Origin of the sequence: Mycobacterium sp. 1245801.1, assembly GCF_001673055.1 — a bacterium.
GTDB lineage: Bacteria > Actinomycetota > Actinomycetes > Mycobacteriales > Mycobacteriaceae > Mycobacterium > Mycobacterium europaeum_A.
Window position 1 is genome coordinate 34,191 of record NZ_LZKY01000193.1, and the last position, 18,865, is coordinate 53,055.

The 18,865-nt window shown below is 68.9% G+C and carries 18 protein-coding genes; 8 read left to right on the top strand and 10 right to left on the bottom strand.

Translation table 11 applies throughout. The annotated features are described in order from the left end of the window. Window positions 1-121 precede the first annotated feature (121 nt). From A5622_RS12245 to A5622_RS12255, 3 genes are read right to left on the bottom strand one after another with little or no spacing between them, the layout of a single operon-like run. Complete coding sequence (locus A5622_RS12245; RefSeq protein WP_066878796.1) at window positions 122-1,252, bottom strand: DUF4185 domain-containing protein; 1,131 nt, start codon at window positions 1,250-1,252, stop codon at window positions 122-124. A gap of 8 nt (window positions 1,253-1,260) precedes the next feature. Next, window positions 1,261-2,295: an aspartate-semialdehyde dehydrogenase gene (locus A5622_RS12250; protein ID WP_066878761.1), complete on the bottom strand. Its 1,035-nt coding sequence runs from the start codon at window positions 2,293-2,295 to the stop codon at window positions 1,261-1,263. Further along, on the bottom strand, window positions 2,296-3,561 hold the full coding sequence (locus tag A5622_RS12255; RefSeq protein WP_066868330.1) for an aspartate kinase: 1,266 nt from the start codon (window positions 3,559-3,561) through the stop codon (window positions 2,296-2,298). It abuts the gene before it with no gap. A 291-nt stretch (window positions 3,562-3,852) separates the two neighbouring features. On the opposite strand from A5622_RS12255, the gene leuA reads away from it, so the two are divergent. Then, on the top strand, window positions 3,853-5,766 hold the full coding sequence (leuA, locus tag A5622_RS12260) for a 2-isopropylmalate synthase (RefSeq protein WP_369829236.1): 1,914 nt from the start codon (window positions 3,853-3,855) through the stop codon (window positions 5,764-5,766). A gap of 140 nt (window positions 5,767-5,906) precedes the next feature. On the opposite strand, the gene A5622_RS29655 is transcribed toward leuA, so the two are convergent. After that, a complete protein-coding gene (locus A5622_RS29655; protein ID WP_165827896.1) occupies window positions 5,907-6,062 on the bottom strand; it encodes a DUF6131 family protein in 156 nt (51 codons plus the stop codon). A 119-nt stretch (window positions 6,063-6,181) separates the two neighbouring features. Here A5622_RS29655 and A5622_RS12265 point away from each other — a divergent pair, with 119 nt between their 5' ends. Then, window positions 6,182-6,856 carry a response regulator transcription factor gene (locus tag A5622_RS12265; RefSeq protein ID WP_066878765.1) on the top strand — a complete coding sequence of 225 codons (675 nt, stop codon included), beginning with the start codon at window positions 6,182-6,184 and terminating at the stop codon, window positions 6,854-6,856. Between the two features lie 15 nt (window positions 6,857-6,871). Here the strand turns inward: A5622_RS12265 and A5622_RS12270 are convergent, their stop codons facing one another. After that, on the bottom strand, window positions 6,872-7,864 hold the full coding sequence (locus tag A5622_RS12270; RefSeq protein WP_066878767.1) for a DEDDh family exonuclease: 993 nt from the start codon (window positions 7,862-7,864) through the stop codon (window positions 6,872-6,874). A gap of 78 nt (window positions 7,865-7,942) precedes the next feature. Here A5622_RS12270 and A5622_RS12275 point away from each other — a divergent pair, with 78 nt between their 5' ends. The 3 genes from A5622_RS12275 to A5622_RS12285 are packed head-to-tail and all read left to right on the top strand — an operon-like array spanning window position 7,943 to window position 10,354. After that, window positions 7,943-9,220 carry a Mur ligase family protein gene (locus tag A5622_RS12275; RefSeq protein WP_066868323.1) on the top strand — a complete coding sequence of 426 codons (1,278 nt, stop codon included), beginning with the start codon at window positions 7,943-7,945 and terminating at the stop codon, window positions 9,218-9,220. Between the two features lie 4 nt (window positions 9,221-9,224). Beyond that, on the top strand, window positions 9,225-9,920 hold the full coding sequence (locus tag A5622_RS12280) for a type 1 glutamine amidotransferase (RefSeq protein WP_156749053.1): 696 nt from the start codon (window positions 9,225-9,227) through the stop codon (window positions 9,918-9,920). Window positions 9,921-9,931: 11 nt separating this feature from the next. After that, on the top strand, window positions 9,932-10,354 hold the full coding sequence (locus A5622_RS12285) for a hypothetical protein (protein ID WP_066878769.1): 423 nt from the start codon (window positions 9,932-9,934) through the stop codon (window positions 10,352-10,354). Window positions 10,355-10,360: 6 nt separating this feature from the next. Here A5622_RS12285 and recR read toward each other — a convergent pair whose 3' ends face one another. Then, complete coding sequence (gene recR, locus A5622_RS12290) at window positions 10,361-10,972, bottom strand: recombination mediator RecR (RefSeq protein WP_066878771.1); 612 nt, start codon at window positions 10,970-10,972, stop codon at window positions 10,361-10,363. 16 nt (window positions 10,973-10,988) lie between these two features. Beyond that, complete coding sequence (locus A5622_RS12295) at window positions 10,989-11,333, bottom strand: YbaB/EbfC family nucleoid-associated protein (protein WP_066868317.1); 345 nt, start codon at window positions 11,331-11,333, stop codon at window positions 10,989-10,991. 98 nt (window positions 11,334-11,431) lie between these two features. On the opposite strand from A5622_RS12295, the gene A5622_RS12300 reads away from it, so the two are divergent. Further along, window positions 11,432-12,193, top strand: a complete 762-nt coding sequence (locus tag A5622_RS12300; protein ID WP_197498099.1) for an Rv3717 family N-acetylmuramoyl-L-alanine amidase — start codon at window positions 11,432-11,434, stop codon at window positions 12,191-12,193. 57 nt (window positions 12,194-12,250) lie between these two features. Here the strand turns inward: A5622_RS12300 and A5622_RS12305 are convergent, their stop codons facing one another. Then, window positions 12,251-12,688 (bottom strand): SRPBCC family protein, encoded by a 438-nt coding sequence (locus tag A5622_RS12305; RefSeq protein WP_066868313.1) that lies wholly within the window; start codon window positions 12,686-12,688, stop codon window positions 12,251-12,253. An 82-nt stretch (window positions 12,689-12,770) separates the two neighbouring features. Between A5622_RS12305 and A5622_RS12310 the strand changes: the two genes are divergently transcribed. Together A5622_RS12310 and A5622_RS12315 are read left to right on the top strand one after the other, a co-directional pair. Continuing rightward, window positions 12,771-14,162, top strand: a complete 1,392-nt coding sequence (locus A5622_RS12310) for an FAD-binding oxidoreductase (RefSeq protein WP_066878798.1) — start codon at window positions 12,771-12,773, stop codon at window positions 14,160-14,162. After that, entirely contained in the window at window positions 14,159-15,469 is a 1,311-nt protein-coding gene (locus tag A5622_RS12315) for a class I SAM-dependent methyltransferase (protein ID WP_197499506.1), read from the top strand. The genes A5622_RS12310 and A5622_RS12315 overlap by 4 nt, the downstream gene beginning before the upstream one ends. A gap of 14 nt (window positions 15,470-15,483) precedes the next feature. Here A5622_RS12315 and A5622_RS12320 read toward each other — a convergent pair whose 3' ends face one another. Continuing rightward, window positions 15,484-17,367, bottom strand: a complete 1,884-nt coding sequence (locus A5622_RS12320; RefSeq protein ID WP_066878774.1) for a DNA polymerase III subunits gamma/tau — start codon at window positions 17,365-17,367, stop codon at window positions 15,484-15,486. Between the two features lie 52 nt (window positions 17,368-17,419). Beyond that, window positions 17,420-18,712, bottom strand: coding sequence for an aminotransferase class I/II-fold pyridoxal phosphate-dependent enzyme (locus A5622_RS12325; RefSeq protein ID WP_156752937.1), 1,293 nt, complete (start codon window positions 18,710-18,712; stop codon window positions 17,420-17,422). Window positions 18,713-18,865: the final 153 nt, after the last annotated feature.

Consider the following 18,865-nt stretch of genomic DNA (forward strand, 5'->3'; position numbering starts at 1 on the left):
CACTAACCCAACCCGAGGACGCCCGGCCAACCATCTGGCTTGTCGCGCTCCCGATCGGGTCATCGGGGAGTCGATCGCGACGGCGCCCGCAACTTGTGCGGCTGGGAGCCGTTAAAGGCTGCTATTCGGGCCGTAGCGGATTGACCGCGAACTGGATCACCCGGTACGGCGCGGCCACCCGGGCGCGGGTGTCCCACTGACTGACAAAGATTCGGAGCTCGTCGAGCGTCGAGCCGGGTGAGATGTAGCCGCCGTAGGGCTGCGCCAGCCGATTGTCGTAGGGCGGCGGCAGGCTTTCCGCCGGGTCCGGCCACTCGTCGTGCTGCACCACCGTGGTGACCGGCGCGTCGCCGAGCGACGTCGGGTCGTCGGCCACCCGGACCTCCATGTTGCCGGTGACGGCGTTGAAATAGGACAGCACCGCCTTGCCGTCGATCTGCCGGATGCACATCTCACCCACCGCGTCGGGCCACAGCGGCGTCGGCGGCTTGCCCCAGCCCCCTTGCGGACCCGCCGCCCAACCCTGCCACCGGGACCGGTCGGTGAACGTCTGCGGTGTGGCCCGGTAGAGCACCACCGGGTCCCGGCGGGTGAAACTGTCGGCCACGATGTACACCCACCCACTGGGTGACTCCGGGGTGGGGATCGGGTCGTAGTAGCCGCTGATCTGCGTCTGCGAGCCACCCTGATACGAGGCGGGCCGCTTGGACCCGGGGATCGTCTGCCAGCCCGCGCGCGCCGGTTCGGCCGTCACCAGCCGGGAGGTCTGCGGTTCGAGGTTTTTGGTCGTCGTCACCATCAGGTAGTTGCGCCGGTTGATCTGCACCACCCCGGCGGGTAACTGCGAGGCCCCCGGCGGGGCGGGATCGGCCAGCAGCGGATTGCTGATGCCGGTGACCCCGGTGTAGCGCACCCCGCCGGGATCGTCGACGGAGGACGTGTCGACGCGCAACGCGACGGGCGCGTACCAACCGCCGAAGCCGACGCCCTGACCCGCGAAGCTGTCGCCGCACACTTGGAGCAATTCGGCTGGGAATTCGACGAACTCACACAGATCGGTCGCGCCGATGCCGTAATCCCCTGTCGGCGTACCGGTTCCGGCGGTGGGGCCGATCCGCAGCACCTGACCGGGCGCCAACGGCTGCAGCACCGGCTCGGGCGCCGGAGCGGGCGGGTCGGCATGCGCTATCCAAAAGCATTGCGGCACAAGCAATGACGCCGCAAGAAGCGAGAACCGCGTCGCGGAACTCACCCGCGGATTCACAACTCGGCGGCGAGTAACTCGGCGATCTGGATGGTGTTCAGCGCCGCCCCCTTGCGCAGGTTGTCACCGGAGATGAACAGCGCCAGGCCGCGGCCGTCGGGCACCCCGGGATCGCGCCGGATCCGGCCGACCAGCGACTCGTCGACACCGGCGGCCGCCAACGGGGTCGGCACGTCGACCACCTTGACCCCGGGCGCGCCGTCGAGCAGTTCGCGGGCCCGCTCCGGCGACAGCGGTCGTTCGAATTCGGCGTTAATCGACAGCGAGTGCCCGGTGAACACCGGCACCCGCACGCAGGTGCCGCTGACCGCCAGCTCGGGGATGCCGAGGATCTTGCGGCTCTCGTGGCGCAGCTTCTGGTCCTCGTCGGTCTCACCGGAGCCGTCGTCCACCAGGGAGCCGGCCAACGGGATCACGTTGAAGGCGATCGGCGCGACGTAGGTTTCGGGCGCCGGAAACGCTACGGCGTTGCCGTCGTGCACCAGCTGCTCGGCGCCGTCGATGACCGCGCGTGCCTGGGTCGCCAGCTCCTCGACCCCGGCGATCCCGCTGCCCGATACCGCCTGATAGCTCGACACCACCAGGCGTTGCAGCCCGGCTTCCTCGTGCAGCACCTTGAGCACCGGCATGGCGGCCATGGTGGTGCAGTTGGGGTTGGCGATGATGCCCTTGGGTCGGTTGCCGGCATCGCGGGAGAAGTTCACCTCGGACACCACCAGCGGCACGTCCGGGTCCTTGCGCCAAGCCGACGAGTTGTCGATCACCGTTACCCCGGCCGCGGCGAACCGCGGCGCCTGCACCAGTGACATCGTCTTGCCGGCGGAGAACAACGCGATGTCCAGCCCACTCGGGTCCGCCGTCGCGGCGTCTTCGACCTCGATCTCCTGGCCGCGGAATTCCAGCTTGCGGCCCTGCGAGCGCGCCGAGGCGAAGAACCGCACCGTCGTCGCGGGGAAGTCCCGCTCGTCGAGCAACCGGCGCATCACCTGGCCGACCTGGCCGGTGGCGCCAACAACTCCGATAGCAACCATTTATCTACCCGTCCCCGCATACACCGTCGCCGACTCCTCGCCGCCGAGCTCGAACGCCTCGTGCAACGCCACGACGGCCTTGTCTAGTTCGGTGTCGCGGCACAGCACCGAGATCCGGATCTCCGAGGTGGAAATCAGCTCGATGTTGACACCCACCTCGGCCAGGGCCTCACAGAAGGTGGCGGTGACGCCCGGGTGGCTGCGCATGCCCGCCCCGATCAGCGACACCTTGCCGACGTGGTCGTCGTAGAGCAGTTGGCTGAACCCGATCTCGTCCTTGAGCGCATCGAGTTTGGCCACCGCGGTGGGCCCGCTGTCCCGTGAGCAGGTGAAGGTGATGTCGGTCTTGCCGTCCTCGACCTTGGAGACGTTCTGCAACACCATGTCGATGTTCACGTCGGCATCGGCGAGCGCCCGGAAGACGCGGGCGGCATATCCGGGGATGTCGGGAATGCCGACGACGGTCACCTTGGCCTCGCTGCGGTCGTGCGCGACTCCGGTCAGGATGGGGTCTTCCATGGCTATGTCCTTGATCGATCCGACGACGGTGGTGCCCGGGTCTTCCGAATAAGAGGATCGGACGTGCACCGGAATGTTGTAGCGGCGCGCGTATTCGACGCAGCGCAGCATCAAGACCTTGGCGCCGCACGCCGCCATCTCGAGCATCTCCTCGAAGGTGACGGTGTCCAGCTTGCGGGCGTTGTGCACGATCCTGGGGTCGGCGCTGAAGATGCCGTCGACGTCGGTGTAGATCTCGCACACGTCGGCGCGCAGCGCCGCGGCCAGCGCCACCGCGGTGGTGTCCGACCCGCCGCGGCCCAGCGTGGTCACGTCCCGGGTGTCCTGGCTGACGCCCTGGAAACCGGCCACCAGCACGATGCGCCCCTCGTCGAGCGCGGCCTGCAGGCGTCCCGGCGTCACGTCGATGATCTTGGCGTTGCCGTGGGTGCCCGTGGTGATCACGCCCGCCTGCGAGCCGGTGAATGAGCGTGCCTGCGCGCCCAGCGATTCGATCGCCATCGCGACCAGGGCATTGGAGATGCGCTCACCGGCGGTCAGCAGCATGTCCAGTTCGCGCGGCGGCGGCGCCGGACACACCTGCTGGGCCAGGTCCATCAGGTCGTCGGTGGTGTCGCCCATGGCGGAGACGACGACGACCACGTCGTTGCCCTGTTTCTTGGTCGCGACGATGCGCTCGGCCACGCGACGGATCCGATCGGCGTTCGCCACTGAGGATCCGCCGTACTTCTGCACGACGAGCGCCACGGTTTTCCCGCCTCTCCGGCCCTGGACATCGAAAATTTGCGTATAAGTCCACAACAGAATACGTGCCACCGCATGGTGATTTACGTCGCGATACCTGGTTCCCCGGCCCGCGCATTCGCTACCGTCTCGGCGGCATTTTTAACAAGGCGCCATAAGCGGTAAAGTGCAGGACGTGCAGCGGGTGCTCCTCCTCGGACGCCGCGACGGGGTCTGATCCAGACCGGCTTCCCGTCGCGGGTGTTCGCGATGCGCCGGTCTGAAGTTCCCTTCTGATACCCCGGAGCAATCACCGTGACTTCTAATCCCGACGCATTCAGTTCGACACGCACCATCGTCTCGCCCGCGGGCCCACCAGCGCCCGGGCAGCCCACCTGGAACCCGCAGCGCGGCTCGTCCATGCCGGTTAACCGGTACCGGCCCTTCGCCGAAGAGGTCGAGCCCATCCGGCTGCCCGACCGGACCTGGCCGGACCGGGTCATCGCTCATGCGCCGCTGTGGTGCGCGGTGGACCTGCGTGACGGCAATCAGGCGCTGATCGACCCGATGAGCCCGGCACGCAAGCGCCGCATGTTCGATCTGTTGGTTCGCATGGGCTACAAGGAAATCGAAGTCGGATTCCCGTCGGCCAGCCAGACCGACTACGACTTCGTCCGCGAAATCATCACCGACGGCGCCATCCCCGACGACGTCACCATCCAGGTGCTGACCCAGTGCCGGCCGGAGCTGATCGAGCGCACCTTCGAGGCGTGCGACGGCGCGCCGCAGGCCATCGTGCACTTCTACAACTCGACGTCGATCCTGCAACGCCGCGTCGTGTTCCGCGCCGACCGCGCCGCGGTGCAGGCCATCGCGACTGAAGGCGCCCGCAAGTGCGTCGAGGAAGCCGCCAAATACCCCGGCACCCGGTGGCGGTTCGAGTACTCGCCGGAGTCCTACACCGGCACCGAGCTGGAATACGCCAAACAGGTATGCGACGCCGTCGGCGAGATCATCGCACCGACCCCGGACAACCCGATCATCTTCAACCTGCCCGCCACCGTCGAGATGGCCACGCCCAACGTCTACGCCGATTCGATCGAGTGGATGAGCCGCAACCTGGCCAACCGCGAATCGGTCATCCTGAGCCTGCATCCGCACAACGACCGCGGAACCGCCGTCGCCGCAGCCGAATTGGGCTATCAGGCCGGGGCCGACCGCATCGAGGGCTGCCTGTTCGGCAACGGCGAGCGCACCGGCAATGTGTGCCTGGTGACGCTGGGGCTGAACCTGTTCTCCCGCGGCGTGGACCCGCAGATCGACTTCTCGAACATCGACGAGATCCGCCGCACCGTGGAGTACTGCAACCAGCTGCCGGTGCACGAACGGCACCCGTACGGCGGCGACCTGGTCTACACCGCGTTCTCCGGCAGCCACCAGGACGCGATCAACAAGGGCCTGGACCAGATGAAGGTCGACGCTGATGAGGCCGGCGCGGACGTCGAGGACATGCTCTGGCAGGTGCCGTACCTGCCGATCGACCCCAAGGATGTCGGGCGTACCTACGAGGCGGTGATCCGGGTCAACTCGCAGTCGGGCAAGGGCGGGGTGGCCTACATCATGAAGGCCGATCACGGCCTGGCCCTGCCGCGCCGGCTGCAGATCGAGTTCTCCCAGGTGGTGCAGAAGATCAGCGAGGGAGAAGGCGGCGAGGTCAGCCCCAAGGAGATGTGGGATGCCTTCTCCGAGGAGTATCTGGCCCCGGTACTGCCGCTGGAGCGGATCAAACAGCGCGTCGACGCGGCGGAGGACGACAGCGGGGTCACCCGCATCACCGCGACGGTCAAGATCAACGGGGTGGAGACCGAGATCAGCGGGCAGGGCAACGGCCCGCTGGCCGCGTTCGTGCACGCGCTCGGCGGTGTCGGCTTCGACGTGGCCGTCCTGGACTACTCCGAACACGCCATGAGCGCCGGTGACGACGCGCAGGCCGCGGCCTACGTGGAGGCGTCGGTGTCGATCGCGAGCGCGGCGTTGCCGGGCGAAGCGGGTCGGCACCCATCAGGTCCGGTGTCGATCGCGAGCGCGGCGTTGCCGGGCGAAGCGGGTCGGCACCCATCAGGTCCGGTCGGCGGTCAGACGGTGTGGGGGGTCGGCATCGCGCCGTCCATCACCTCTGCGTCGCTGCGCGCGGTCGTGTCGGCGGTCAACCGCGCCGCTCGCGGGTGATCAAACAGCGCTAATGCGGGGGACTCGCCGCCACGGCGCCGTGGCGGCGAGTCCCCCGCTGATGGGCCCTGAACGCTAAACGGCGAGCAGCCACTCGAGAACTCGCGGCAGTGCGTCCCAGGCGATGCGCGGCGGCCGTCTCAGAAGTAATGCCGTCGGCCGCCGACCGCCCGGCCGGTGCTTCCCAGGACCGCCAGGATTGCTCCGATCACAACGAGGATGATCCCGAGGGTCCACAAGATGGACATCTTGAGCAGAAATCCCGCGATCAGCAGGACGATACCGAGAATGATCATGGTGCGCCTTCCCCTTGAAATGCCTGACTGCTTGGTTCGGCCGGTTGCCCGACGCTGAGCTCAGTCGACCACCCTTAAGGGGGGTACCAATACACCCTTAGGTAGGTAATCTCGTCGGCATGCCGCCCGAGTCGCGATCCCGAACGCCGATCACCGTCGCGCTCGTCGACGACTACGACGTTGTCGTCAAGGGCGTAGCCAACATGCTGGACCCGTACCGAGACCGCGTCGTCATCGCAGAACTCGACTCCACCATGCCCGTCGATGACGCGGTCGACATCGTGCTGTACGACTCATTCGCCCAACCCGAGTCCGATCACGAAGAGATCGGAATTCTGGTTGCCAACCCGCGAGCGCGCCGAGTCGTCGTATATACGTGGAACTTTCACCCCGATCTCATCGCCAGCGCACGGCAGCGCGGCGCGCGAGGCTATCTCTCCAAGACTCTTCCGGCGCGCGAGCTGGTTGCCGCTTTAGAGGCCGTGCATTCCGGTGAAGTGGTCATCAGTCCGGTGGCAGGCCGAGCGCGCAGCGCGCCCGGGCTGGACTGGCCGGGTCGCGGTGAAGGACTCAGCGATCGCGAAGCGGAGATCCTTGCGCTGATCACCCAGGGTAAGAGCAACGCGGACGTGGCGCGGTTGACCTACCTGAGTCCTAACACCGTGAAGTCCTACATTCGGACGATCTATCGCAAGCTCGGCCTCGGCAGTCGCACCCAGGCAGTGTTGTGGGGCGTCGAGCACGGATTCGCTCCCGACCATCACCGCATCGAACACTGGCACGGCGGCCCCTGACGGGCAAAGCAGCTGTCAGAACAGCGCGAGCTGCTGATCCAGCGCCCGGACGTCGGTGAATTCGTCCATGCTGGTGCCGCCGATCACCGCGCCGATGCCGGCTATGAACTCCGCGTCGGAGAGCACCGGCACCCCCAGCTGCCGCGCGAGGTAGCCCTTGCCCTGCTCGGGGGCGGGGTCGTTACAGACCACCAGCGAGGTCTCCCGGTCGACCGCGTCGCTGTAGGCCAGCCCGGCATGCAGGATCCGTTCCACGAGTTCCTCGTGGGTGCGGCCGACCTCGGCGGCCAGCGCCACACGCATGCCCTGCACCAGCGGTCGGCCGCCGACGTAGGGACCCGGGTTCAGATACGGGCAGGGCATCCGGGAGGCCAGCACCTTCAGCGGGCGCAGCTCGTCATGCGTGACGCGGCCGTTCGGCCAGCGGCGCCGGGTCACCGGGTGGATCGGCAACCAGATGTCGCCCTCGCGGGCGAGCTTGAGCGCCGAAGCCAGCACACCGGTCAGCACCATCGCGTCGTCGAAGGCGTCGTGCGGCCGCTCCTGGGTGACGCCCCAGTGCGCCGCGAGCGTCTCCAGCCGCAAGTTGTCGATGCCGAGGTCCAGCCGCCGGGCCAGCTCCACAGTGCACATGACGCTGTCGACGGGCAGTTCGGTCTCGGCCAGTTCGGCTTCGGCAGCGAGAAACGCGTAATCGAACGCCACGTTGTGGGCGACCAGGGTGCGCCCACGCAGCACCTCGGCCACGTCGCCGACGATGTCGGCGAATTGCGGCTGGTCTTCCAGCATGGCGGCGGTCAGGCCGTGCACGTGCGTGGGGCCCGGGTCCACCCCGGGGTTGAGCAGGCTCACCACCGACTGCTCGACGTTGCCGTCGGCGTCCAGGCCGAGCGCGGCCACGCTGATAATCCGCGCCTGACCCGGCCGGAAACCCGACGTCTCGACGTCGACGACGGCCCACCCGGCGTCCGGCTCGCTGGCCGGCCGACCCCAGGACACCCCGCTCATGCACTGAGGATGGCACGGCCGACCGACATCACCCGGTCGAAAGACGCCGTGTCGGGGTGGCACATTTAAACTTCCGGGGTGGTTACCACCCGTGCCCGTCTGGCCCTCGCCGCAGGGGCGAGCGCGCGCTGGGCATCGCGGGTGACCGGCCGCGGCGCCGGGGCGATGATCGGCGGCCTGATCGCGATGACGCTGGACCGCTCGGTGCTCCGGCAACTCGCCGCGGGACGGCGCACCGTCATCGTCACCGGCACCAACGGCAAATCCACCACCACCCGCATGACGTCGGCCGCGCTGGCGACGCTCGGTTCGGTGGCCACCAACGCCGAGGGCGCCAACATGGACGCCGGCCTGATCGCCGCGCTGGCCGCCAACCGGGGTGCGCCGCTGGCGGCCCTGGAAGTCGACGAAATGCACGTCCCGCACGTGTCCGACGCCGTCGACCCCGGCGTCGTCGTGCTGCTCAACCTGTCGCGCGACCAGCTGGACCGGGTCGGCGAGATCAACGTCATCGAACGGACCCTGCGCGCGGGCCTGGCCCGGCACCCGGGGGCGGTCGTCGTGGCCAACTGCGACGACGTGTTGATGACCTCGGCCGCCTACGACAGCCCGAACGTGGTGTGGGTGGCCGCGGGTGGGTCGTGGTCGAACGACTCGGTCAGCTGCCCGCGCAGCGGCGAGGTCATCGTCCGCGACCGGGGCCACTGGTATTCCACGGGCGCGGACTTCAAACGCCCTAGCCCGCAGTGGTGGTTCGACGACGAGAGCCTCTACGGGCCGGACGGCCTCTCGCTGCCGATGCGGCTGGCGTTGCCCGGCGCGGTCAACCGGGGCAACGCCGCCCAGGCCGTCGCGGCCGCCGTGGCGTTGGGCGCCGATCCCGGCAAGGCGGTGGCGGCCGTCTCGACCGTCGACGAGGTCGCCGGGCGCTATCGGACGGTCCGGGTCGGCGCGCACGAGGTGCGCATCCTCCTGGCGAAGAACCCGGCCGGCTGGCAGGAGGCGCTGTCGATGGTGGACAAGCACGCGGCCGGGGTGGTCATCTCGGTCAACGGCCAGGTGCCCGACGGGGAGGACCTGTCGTGGCTCTGGGACGTGCGGTTCGAGCTTCTCGCCGGTGAGCCTCGTGCACGAGGTGAATCCGGCGAGCTTCAGCAGCGCGAGGAGACCGCGGTGGTGGCCGCCGGGGAGCGCGGCACCGACCTGGCGGTGCGGCTCGGCTATGCGGGCGTCGAGCACACCCTGGTGCACGACACCGTCGCCGCGATCGCGTCGTGCCCGCCCGGACGGGTGGAGGTCGTCGCCAACTACACGGCGTTCCTGCAGCTGCAACGGGCATTGGCGCGCCATGGCTGACTCGGTGGTACGGATCGGGCTGGTGCTGCCCGACGTGATGGGCACCTACGGCGACGGCGGCAACGCGCTGGTGCTGCGGCAACGGCTCCGGCTGCGCGGCATCGCCGCCGAGATCGTCGAGATCACGCTGGCCGACCCGGTTCCCGAGTCGCTGGATCTCTACACGCTGGGCGGCGCGGAGGACTACGCGCAGCGCCTGGCCACCCGGCACCTGATCAAATACCCGGGCCTGCAGCGCGCCGCGGACCGGGGCGCTCCGGTGCTGGCGATCTGCGCGGCCGTTCAGGTGCTCGGGCACTGGTATGAAACGTCGGCCGGGGAACGCGTCGACGGCGTGGGCATGCTGGACGCGACGACGTCGCCGCAACAGGTGCGCACCATCGGCGAGCTGGCGACCAAGCCGCTGCTGGCGGGCCTGACCGAGCGCCTCACCGGATTCGAGAACCACCGCGGCGGCACCGTGCTGGGGCCGGCGGCGTCGCCGCTGGGCGCGGTGGTCAAGGGCGCGGGCAACCGGTCCGGTGACGGCTTCGACGGCGCAGTGCAGGGCAGCGTGATCGCGACCTACATGCACGGCCCATGCCTGGCCCGCAACCCGCAGCTGGCCGACCTGCTGCTCGGCACGGTGGTCGGCGAGCTGGCGCCGCTGCCGATGCCGGAGGTCGACTTGCTGCGCCGCGAGCGGCTGGCGGCCCGCTAGGACGAAACGAGATGACGAAGATCAGCCACAGACTTGCCGCCGGCGCCGCGTTGACCGCCGCGTTTCTCGCGTCGTCGGCACCGGCGCACGCCAACCCCGAAGTGCTGAACGGCCGGTACAACGTGCTCTACACGGACAACGACAAACCGACCGCCTGGCTTTTCGTCCCGTGCGGATCGGACTGCACCCGGGCGACCTCCCAAGATGGCGGGACGTTGGTCACCAGCTGGGAGTTCCACCTCGCCAACGGGCGATGGACGCACAGCGGCACGGCCCAGGCGCAGTGCCCGAACGGCGTAATCGCTCCGGTGACCGTCGACTACAGCTTCGATGCCGTGTCGCTCGCCGGCGAAGGCCAGCAGACGACGACGGACGCGTGTGGCGGAGAGCCCGGGAAGACCGTCACCCGGCCGTTCCAGTTGAGTAAGGCCTGACGAACGTCAGACCATGGCCCGGCGCCCGGCCAGGGCGCGACCGAGCGTCAACTCGTCGGCGAATTCCAGGTCCCCGCCCATCGGCAGCCCCGACGCGATCCGGGTCACGGTCAGGCCGGGGATGTCGCGCAGCATCCGCACCAGGTAGGTGGCCGTCGCCTCGCCCTCGGTGTTCGGGTCGGTGGCGATGATCACCTCGGTGATGTCGACGTCGTCGACCCGCTCGCCGATCCGGCTCAACAGCTCGCGGATCCGCAGCTGATCGGGCCCCACCCCGGACAGCGGATCGAGCGCACCGCCCAAAACGTGGTAGCGGCCGCGGAACTCGCGGGTGCGCTCGACGGCCTGGACGTCCTTGGGCTCTTCGACCACGCACACCTGCGAGCTGTCCCGGCGGGGATCCGCGCAGATCCGGCACCGCTCGTTGTCGGAGACGTTGCCGCACACCGCACAGAACCGCACGCCGTCGCGAACCTTGGCCAGCACCGCGGTCAGCCGGTCGATGTCCGGCGGTTCCACCGACAACAGGTGGAACGCGATGCGCTGAGCGCTCTTGGGCCCGATGCCCGGCAGCTTGCCGAGCTCGTCGATCAAATCCTGGACGGGTCCTTCGAACATGACGGTGGCGGAGCGCCTAGAGCCCCTGCGCCGGCGCGGGCGGCTGCCCCGGCGGGGGACCGAAGCCGCCGGCCAGCGACCCCAACCGCTCCTGGGCCATCCGGGTGACCTGCTTGGACGCGTCCCCCATCGCGCCGACGATCAAATCCTGCAGGGTCTCGATGTCCGATGGGTCGACGACGGACGGGTCGATCTTCACCGCGATCACCTCGCCGCTGCCCTTGACGACGACCTGCACCAAACCCCCGCCGGCCTGACCATGCACCTCGGCGTTCGCCAGTTGTTGCTGGGCTTCCATGAGCTTTTGCTGCATCTGCTGCGCCTGGGCGAGCAGCGCCGACATGTCGCCTCCGGGTTGCATGACAATCCCCTCGCATCTTGGTCTCGAGTTGGTTTCGCTCGTGAGTCTCCGGCGATTCGAAACCCCCAGCGTAGACCGCTCGGCGTTAGCTTTGCGCCGTGGACCTACGACTGAGCAGACGTGTCGGGATCAAATTGGCGGTCGGTGTGCTCGTCGCCGCTTCGACGGCGATCATGCCCACCGCGGGGGCGGTCCCGTCCAACATCGCCGGCATGGTGGTTTTCATCGACCCGGGCCATAACGGCTCCAACGACGGCTCCATCAACCGTCAGGTGCCCACCGGCCGTGGCGGCACGAAGGACTGTCAGACCAGCGGAACCGCGACCAACACCGGCTACATGGAGCACAGCTTCACCTGGGACACCGCGCTGCGGGTGCGCGCCGAACTGAGCGCCCTCGGCGTGCGGACCGCGCTGTCCCGCGCCAACGACACCGGCCTGGGGCCGTGCGTCGACGAACGCGCGAACGCGGCCAACGCGCTGCATCCCAACGCGGTCCTGTCCATTCACGCCGACGGCGGTCCGCCGTCCGGGCGGGGATTCCACGTCAACTACTCGGCGCCGCCGCTCAACCAGGTGCAGGCGGGCCCGTCGGTGCAGTACGCGCGGATCATGCGCGACCAGATGCAGGGCTCGGGGATCCCGCCGGCCAATTACATCGGCCAGAACGGTCTCTACGGCCGCTCGGATCTGACCGGCCTGAACCTGGCGCAGTACCCGTCCATCCTCGTCGAGTGCGGCAACATGAAGAACCCCGCCGACTCGGCGCTGATGGAATCCGCCGAGGGCCGGCAGAAGTATGCCGACGCACTGGTCCGCGGCGTCGCGGGGTTCTTGGCCTCGCAGGGCCAGGCGCGCTGAGCTTGATTGCGGGGCTCCTCAACCGGCCGTTCCGGCCGCCATCGTCGCCCCGCTAGGTCAGCTCTCCAGTTCCTTCTTCAGGTTGGCCAGCACCTCGCCCTGAATCCTCTTCAGCCCCAACGGCGCAAAGGTCTTTTCGAAGAAGCCCTTCACGCCGCCAGCGCCGGTCCAGGTGGTCTTCACGGTGACGCTGGAGCCGGGCCCGGCGGGGGCCACCGTCCAGTTGATGATCATGGACGAGTTCGCGTCCTTTTCGATGACGGTGTGCCCGGCCACGTCGACGTCGGCCTGCACGTCGCGCACGCGTGACTTGGTGGCCTGCAGCTTCCACTTGGCGATCGTGCCCGCGCCCTGACCGCCCTGCACCACCTGGTAGTCGCTGTACTGCGGCGACAGAATCTTCGGGCGGACGTTCTGGTAGTCCGCGACGGCGGCAAGGGTTGCCGCGGGCTCCGCGTTGATCAAGATGGTGCTCTCTGCGCTCACCTGTCCCAAGGCGACCCCTCCTCATGCTGATTTCCCCGGTACCGCCCGCTCGCGACGGGTGCACGGGCTGTTGTCGAAGACTAGGGTATATCTGGTGCCTGTCCTTGGATCTGCACTCTCGGCCCACAAGTCCGGCGTCGACCGGATGATGGCAAGTTATCGATCCATCCCGGCAACGTCTGCCGTCCGGCTGGCCAAGCCGACGTCAAATCTGTTCCGCGCCCGCACCAAACGCGATGCGCCCGGCCTGGACACGTCGGGACTGACCGGGGTTCTGAGCGTGGATCCCGAAACCCGCACCGCCGACGTGGCCGGCATGTGCACGTACGCGGACCTGGTCGCCGCCACGCTGCCGTACGGCCTTGCGCCACTGGTCGTCCCCCAGCTCAAGACCATCACCCTCGGCGGCGCGGTGAGCGGACTGGGCATCGAGTCGTCGTCGTTTCGCAACGGCCTCCCGCATGAATCCGTGCTGGAGATGGACATCCTCACCGGCGCTGGCGATTTGCTCACCGCGTCGCGCACCCAGCACGCCGACCTCTTCCGTGCCTTCCCGAATTCCTATGGGACGCTTGGTTATTCGACACGGCTTCGGATCGAGCTGGAACCGGTCGCGCCGTTCGTGGCGCTGCGTCACGTCCGATTCCGCTCGCTGCCGGATCTGGTCGCGGCGATGGAACGCATCATCGACACCGGCGGGCAGGGCGGGACGCCGGTGGACTACCTCGACGGCGTGGTCTTCAGCGCCGATGAAAGCTACCTGTGTGTGGGCCGGCGGACCACCACTCCCGGCCCGGTCAGCGACTACACCGGCCGCGACATCTACTACCAGTCCATCCGGCACGACTCCGCGGGCGTCGAAGCCACCAAGGATGACCGGCTGACCATCAACGACTACTTCTGGCGCTGGGACACCGATTGGTTCTGGTGCTCGCGCGCGTTCGGCGTCCAGGACCCGCGGCTGCGCCGCTGGTGGCCGCGCCGCTACCGGCGCAGCAGCTTCTACTGGAAGCTCATCGCGCTGGATCAGCGGTTCGGCATCGCCGACCGGATCGAGAAGCGCAACGGCCGACCACCGCGCGAACGGGTGGTGCAAGACGTCGAGGTGCCGGTCGAACGGACCTGCGAGTTTTTGGAGTGGTTCCTCGACAGCGTCCCCATCACGCCAATCTGGTTGTGCCCGTTGCGTCTGCGCGACCACGACGGCTGGCCGCTGTACCCGATGCGGCCGGATCACACCTACGTCAACGTGGGCTTCTGGTCGTCGGTGCCGGCCGGCCCATGCGAGGGCGCCACCAACCGGATGATCGAAGCCAAGGTGAGCGAGCTCGACGGGCACAAGTCGCTGTACTCCGACTCGTTCTACTCCCGCGAGGACTTCGACGAGTTGTACGGCGGCGAGGCCTACAACACCGTCAAGAAAACCTATGACCCCGATTCTCGCTTACTCGACCTCTACGCAAAGGCGGTGCAACGGCGATGACGACGACAAAAGAACCGCACCGCTCGTCGACGGGCAAACTCAGCATGGCCGAGATCCTGGAGGTCTTCGCCGCGACCGGCCGACATCCGCTGAAGTTCACCGCCTACGACGGCAGCACCGCCGGAAGCGAGGACGCCGAACTGGGCCTGGACCTTCGGACCCCCCGCGGCGCCACCTACCTGGCCACCGCGCCCGGCGAGCTCGGCCTGGCCCGCGCCTATGTGGCGGGCGACCTGCAGGCATACGGCGTGCATCCGGGTGATCCTTACCAACTGCTCAAGACGCTGACCGATCGGGTCGAATTCAAGCGGCCACCGGCACGGGTGCTGGCCAATGTCGTCCGTTCGATGGGCTTCGAGCGGTTGCTGCCGGTGTCACCGCCACCCCAGGAAACCCGGCCGCGGTGGCGCCGGGTCACCGAAGGGTTGATGCACAGCAAGACCCGCGACGCCGAGGCCATCCACCACCACTACGACGTCTCCAACACCTTCTACGAACTGGTGTTGGGCCCATCGATGACCTATACCTGCGCGGTGTATCCCAACGCCGAGGCGACGCTGGAGGACGCCCAGCAGAACAAGTACCGGCTGATCTTCGAGAAGTTGCGGCTGCAGCCGGGCGACCGGCTGCTCGACGTCGGCTGCGGTTGGGGCGGGATGGTGCGCTACGCCGCGCGCCGCGGCGTGCGGGCCATCGGCGCCACCCTGTCGGCCGAGCAGGCGAAGTGGGCGCAGCGGGCGATCGCCGACGAAGGCCTCACCGAGCTGGCCGAGGTGCGGCACAGCGACTACCGCGACGTCGGCGAGACGCGGTTCGACGCGGTGTCCTCGATCGGGCTGACCGAGCACATCGGCGTCAAGAACTACCCCGCCTACTTCGGCTTCCTGAAGTCGAAGCTGCGCACCGGCGGGCTGCTGCTCAACCACTGCATCACCCGCCACGACAACACCTCGACCTCGTTCGCCGGCGGGTTCACCGATCGCTACGTCTTCCCGGACGGGGAGCTGACCGGCTCGGGCCGCATCACCAGCGACATCCAGGATGCGGGCTTCGAGGTGTTGCACGCGGAGAACTTCCGCCATCACTACGCGATGACGCTGCGCGACTGGTGCCGCAATCTGGTCGAGCACTGGGACGCGGCCGTCGCCGAGGTCGGCTTGCCGACCGCCAAGGTGTGGGGCCTGTACATGGCGGCATCGCGGGTGGCGTTCGAACAGAACAACCTTCAGCTGCATCACGTGCTGGCCGCCAAGGTCGACCCGCGCGGCGACGACAACCTGCCGCTGCGGCCGTGGTGGACGCCCTGACCCGCCCGCCTCGGCTAGCCGTTGTCGATGCGGCGGGCGCCCAACTCGTTCTGTAGCAATTCCAGCGCGACCTCTTCGGGGTCGCGGCGCGGCGCCGACGGCTCGTCGCGGACCGCTTCGGCGAGCATGTGTTCCTCTTCTTCGTCGCGCCGCGCGGAATCCGGGTCGGGTGCGGGCTCCGGCGCGCTGGCGGCCGGGCCGCTTCCCCCGCCGGCGGGCGGGGCCGTCGGCACGGCGGCCGGCGCGCCCGCCTCACACCGCACCCGCCAGTTGACGCCGAGCGCGTCTTTGAGCGCTTCGGCGATGACGTCGGCGTTGCGCTGTTCGCAGAGCCTCTTGGCCAGCGGCGCCGACTCATGGCTCAGCACCAGCGTGTTGCCCTCGAGGGCCCGGACGGTCGCACCGGCCAGCATCACCTCGGTGGTGCGGCTGCGCTGACGGACCTTTTCGCGCACCGTCGGCCACATGCTGCGCACCGCGGCGGTGTTGAGTTCGCCTGGCGCAGAGGCTGATTCGGCCGCCGGCGGCGGGGCCGCGGCCGGTTCGGGCGCGGGCGCCGGGGGCGGCTCGGGGGTCGGTTCGGCGACCGGGACCGGCTTGGCCTCGAGCTTGGGCTCGGGTTTCGGCTCGGGCTTGGCGGCGCCCGCCGCGGACCGCCGGGTGAACCGGGCGGGTGCCTCGGGTTCGGCCGCCGCCGGCGCGCTGCGCGGCGCAGCGGCGGTGGCCTCGGAGCCGGGAATGGACATGTCCAGCCGGGTCTCGATGCGCTCGACGCGTTGCAGCAGGGCGGATTCGGTGTCACTGGCCGAGGGCAGCAGCAGTCGCGCGCACACGACCTCGAGCAGCAGGCGCGGCGCGGTGGCTCCGCGCATCTCCCCCAGCCCGGCCTGCACCACCTCGGCGTAGCGGGTCAGCGTTGCCGGCCCGATCCGGGTGGCCTGCTCACGCATGCGCTCCAGCACGTCCTCCGGCGCGTCCACCACGCCGCGGCTCGCCGCGTCCGGGACGGCCTGCAGCAGGATCAGGTCGCGGAACCGCTCCAGCAGATCGGTGGCGAAACGCCGTGGGTCGTGGCCGGCATCGATCACCGACTCCACCGCACCGAACAGCGCCGCGGCGTCGGCGGCGGCGAGCGCGTCCACGGCGTCGTCGATCAGGGCCATGTCGGTGGCGCCGAGGAGGCCCAGCGCCCGCTGATAGGTCACGTGGGCGCCTTCGGCGCCGGCCACCAGCTGATCCAGCACCGAAAGGGTGTCGCGGGGCGAGCCGCCGCCGGCGCGGATCACCAGCGGGTAGACGGCGTCGTCGACGGCGACGCCCTCCTGTTCGCAGATCCGAGCGATCAACGCGCGCATGGTCTTCGGCGGCAGCAGCCGGAACGGGTAGTGATGGGTGCGCGACCGGATGGTCGGCAGCACCTTCTCCGGTTCGGTGGTGGCGAAGATGAAGATCAGGTGCTCGGGGGGCTCCTCGACGATCTTGAGCAGCGCGTTGAATCCCGCCGTGGTCACCATGTGCGCCTCGTCGACGATGAACACGCGGTAGCGCGACTGGGCCGGCGCGTAGAACGCGCGGTCGCGCAGCTCGCGGGTGTCGTCCACACCGCCGTGGCTGGCGGCGTCGAGTTCGACCACGTCGATGCTGCCGGGGGCGTTGGGCGCCAGCGCCTGGCAGGAATCGCAGACCCCGCAGGGGGTGGCCGTCGGCCCCTGCGCGCAGTTCAGCGAGCGGGCCAGAATGCGCGCCGAGGAGGTCTTCCCGCAGCCGCGTGGCCCGGAGAACAGATACGCGTGGTTGATCCGGCCGGCTTCCAGGGCGATCGACAGCGGTTCGGTGACGTGCTCCTGACCCACCACTTCGGCGAAGGTTGCCGGTCGGTATTTGCGGTAGAGGGCCACGGTCAGCAGGTTACCGGCGTCCGCCGACGACGATGCGGCCCGGCGGGGTCGGCTAGTTCACACTCGAGGCGGACGACGCCAGCAGCGACTCCGACGCCGCGAGCAAGGCGCAGGTGGCCAGGCCGTCGACGGCCTCGCGCAGGTCCGGCAGCGACGGGAAGGTCGGCGCGATCCGAATGTTGGTGTCCTTCGGATCTTTCCGGTACGGGAACGACGCACCGGCCTCGGTCACCGCGATACCCGCGTCCTTGGCCAGCGCGACGGTCCGCTTGGCCGTGCCGGGCAGCACGTCGAGGCTGATGAAGTAGCCGCCCTTGGGGTCGGTCCAGGACGCGATTTTGGAGTCGCTGAGCCGCTGATCCAGGATCTCGGCGGCCAGGGCGAACTTCGGCGCCAGGATCTGCTGGTGCCGCAGCATGTGCAGGCGCACGCCGTCGGCGTCACGGAAGAAGCGCAGGTGCCGCAGCTGGTTGACCTTGTCGGGTCCGATCGATTTCTTCGACGCGTACTGCAGGTACCACGCGATGTTGCCCAGCGATCCGCCCAAGAAGCTCACGCCGGCGCCGGCGAAGGTGATCTTGGAGGTGGATGCGAACACGTACGGGCGATGGGGGTTGCCGGCGGCGGCCGCCAGCCCGAGCACGTCGACCTGCCGGATGAAGTCGTGCGTCAGAGTGTGCACCGCATAGGCGTTGTCCCAGAACAGCCGGAAGTCCGGCGCCGCCGTCCGCATCTGGACCAGCCGCAGGACGGTGTCCCAGGAGTAGGTGACCCCGGTCGGGTTGCCGAACACCGGCACCGTCCACATGCCCTTGATGGCCGGGTCGGCGGCGACCAGCTCTTCGATCAGGTCGACGTCGGGCCCGTCGGACAGCACCGGGACGGGGATCATCTCGATGCCCATCGTCTCGGTGATGGCGAAGTGCCGGTCGTAGCCGGGGACGGGGCACAGGAACTTGACGGTCGGTTCGTCCTTCCAGGGCCGCTGCGAGTCCACGCCGCCGTACAGCATCGAGAAGGCGACGAGGTCGTGCATCAGTTCCAGGCTGGAGTTGTTGCCCGCGATCAGGTTCTGCACCGGGATGCCGAGCAGCTCGCCGAAGATGGCCCGCAGTTCGGGCAGGCCGTGCAGGCCGCCGTAGTTGCGGGCGTCGGTCCCCTCGCTGTCGCGGTAGTCGTCGCCGGGCAGGCTCAGCAGCTGGTTGGACAGGTCCAGCTGGGCGGGGGCCGGTTTCCCGCGGGTCAGGTCCAGAGAAAGCTTCTTGGCCTGCAGGGCCGCGTAATCCTGCTGGTGGCGGGCGTTTGCGGCCGCGAGCTCGGCCGGGGTGAGGGACTCCAGCGACACCGTGAACCCTTTCGCTGTCGGCATTGGTGGCGGCCGCAAGCGCGGCGCCGGGGGTACCTCCCGCTTGCGGGGGGACCGGGCGCGGCGGGTCGTCACCGATGATGCATAGCGGCGATCGCAAGCGCGGCAGCCCCGCGCGCAGCGGGTCGGCAC

Bases quoted from the DNA above. Each gene is read 5' to 3' on its own strand.
- A5622_RS12265 (WP_066878765.1), top strand. From the start codon at position 6,182: ATGCCGCCCGAGTCGCGATCCCGAACGCCGATCACCGTCGCGCTCGTC.
- A5622_RS12315 (WP_197499506.1), top strand. From the start codon at position 14,159: ATGACGACGACAAAAGAACCGCACCGCTCGTCGACGGGCAAACTCAGC.
- A5622_RS29655 (WP_165827896.1), bottom strand. From the start codon at position 6,062: ATGATCATTCTCGGTATCGTCCTGCTGATCGCGGGATTTCTGCTCAAG.
- A5622_RS12270 (WP_066878767.1), bottom strand. From the start codon at position 7,864: ATGAGCGGGGTGTCCTGGGGTCGGCCGGCCAGCGAGCCGGACGCCGGG.
- A5622_RS12285 (WP_066878769.1), top strand. From the start codon at position 9,932: ATGACGAAGATCAGCCACAGACTTGCCGCCGGCGCCGCGTTGACCGCC.
- A5622_RS12295 (WP_066868317.1), bottom strand. From the start codon at position 11,333: ATGCAACCCGGAGGCGACATGTCGGCGCTGCTCGCCCAGGCGCAGCAG.
- recR (WP_066878771.1), bottom strand. From the start codon at position 10,972: ATGTTCGAAGGACCCGTCCAGGATTTGATCGACGAGCTCGGCAAGCTG.
- A5622_RS12250 (WP_066878761.1), bottom strand. From the start codon at position 2,295: ATGGTTGCTATCGGAGTTGTTGGCGCCACCGGCCAGGTCGGCCAGGTG.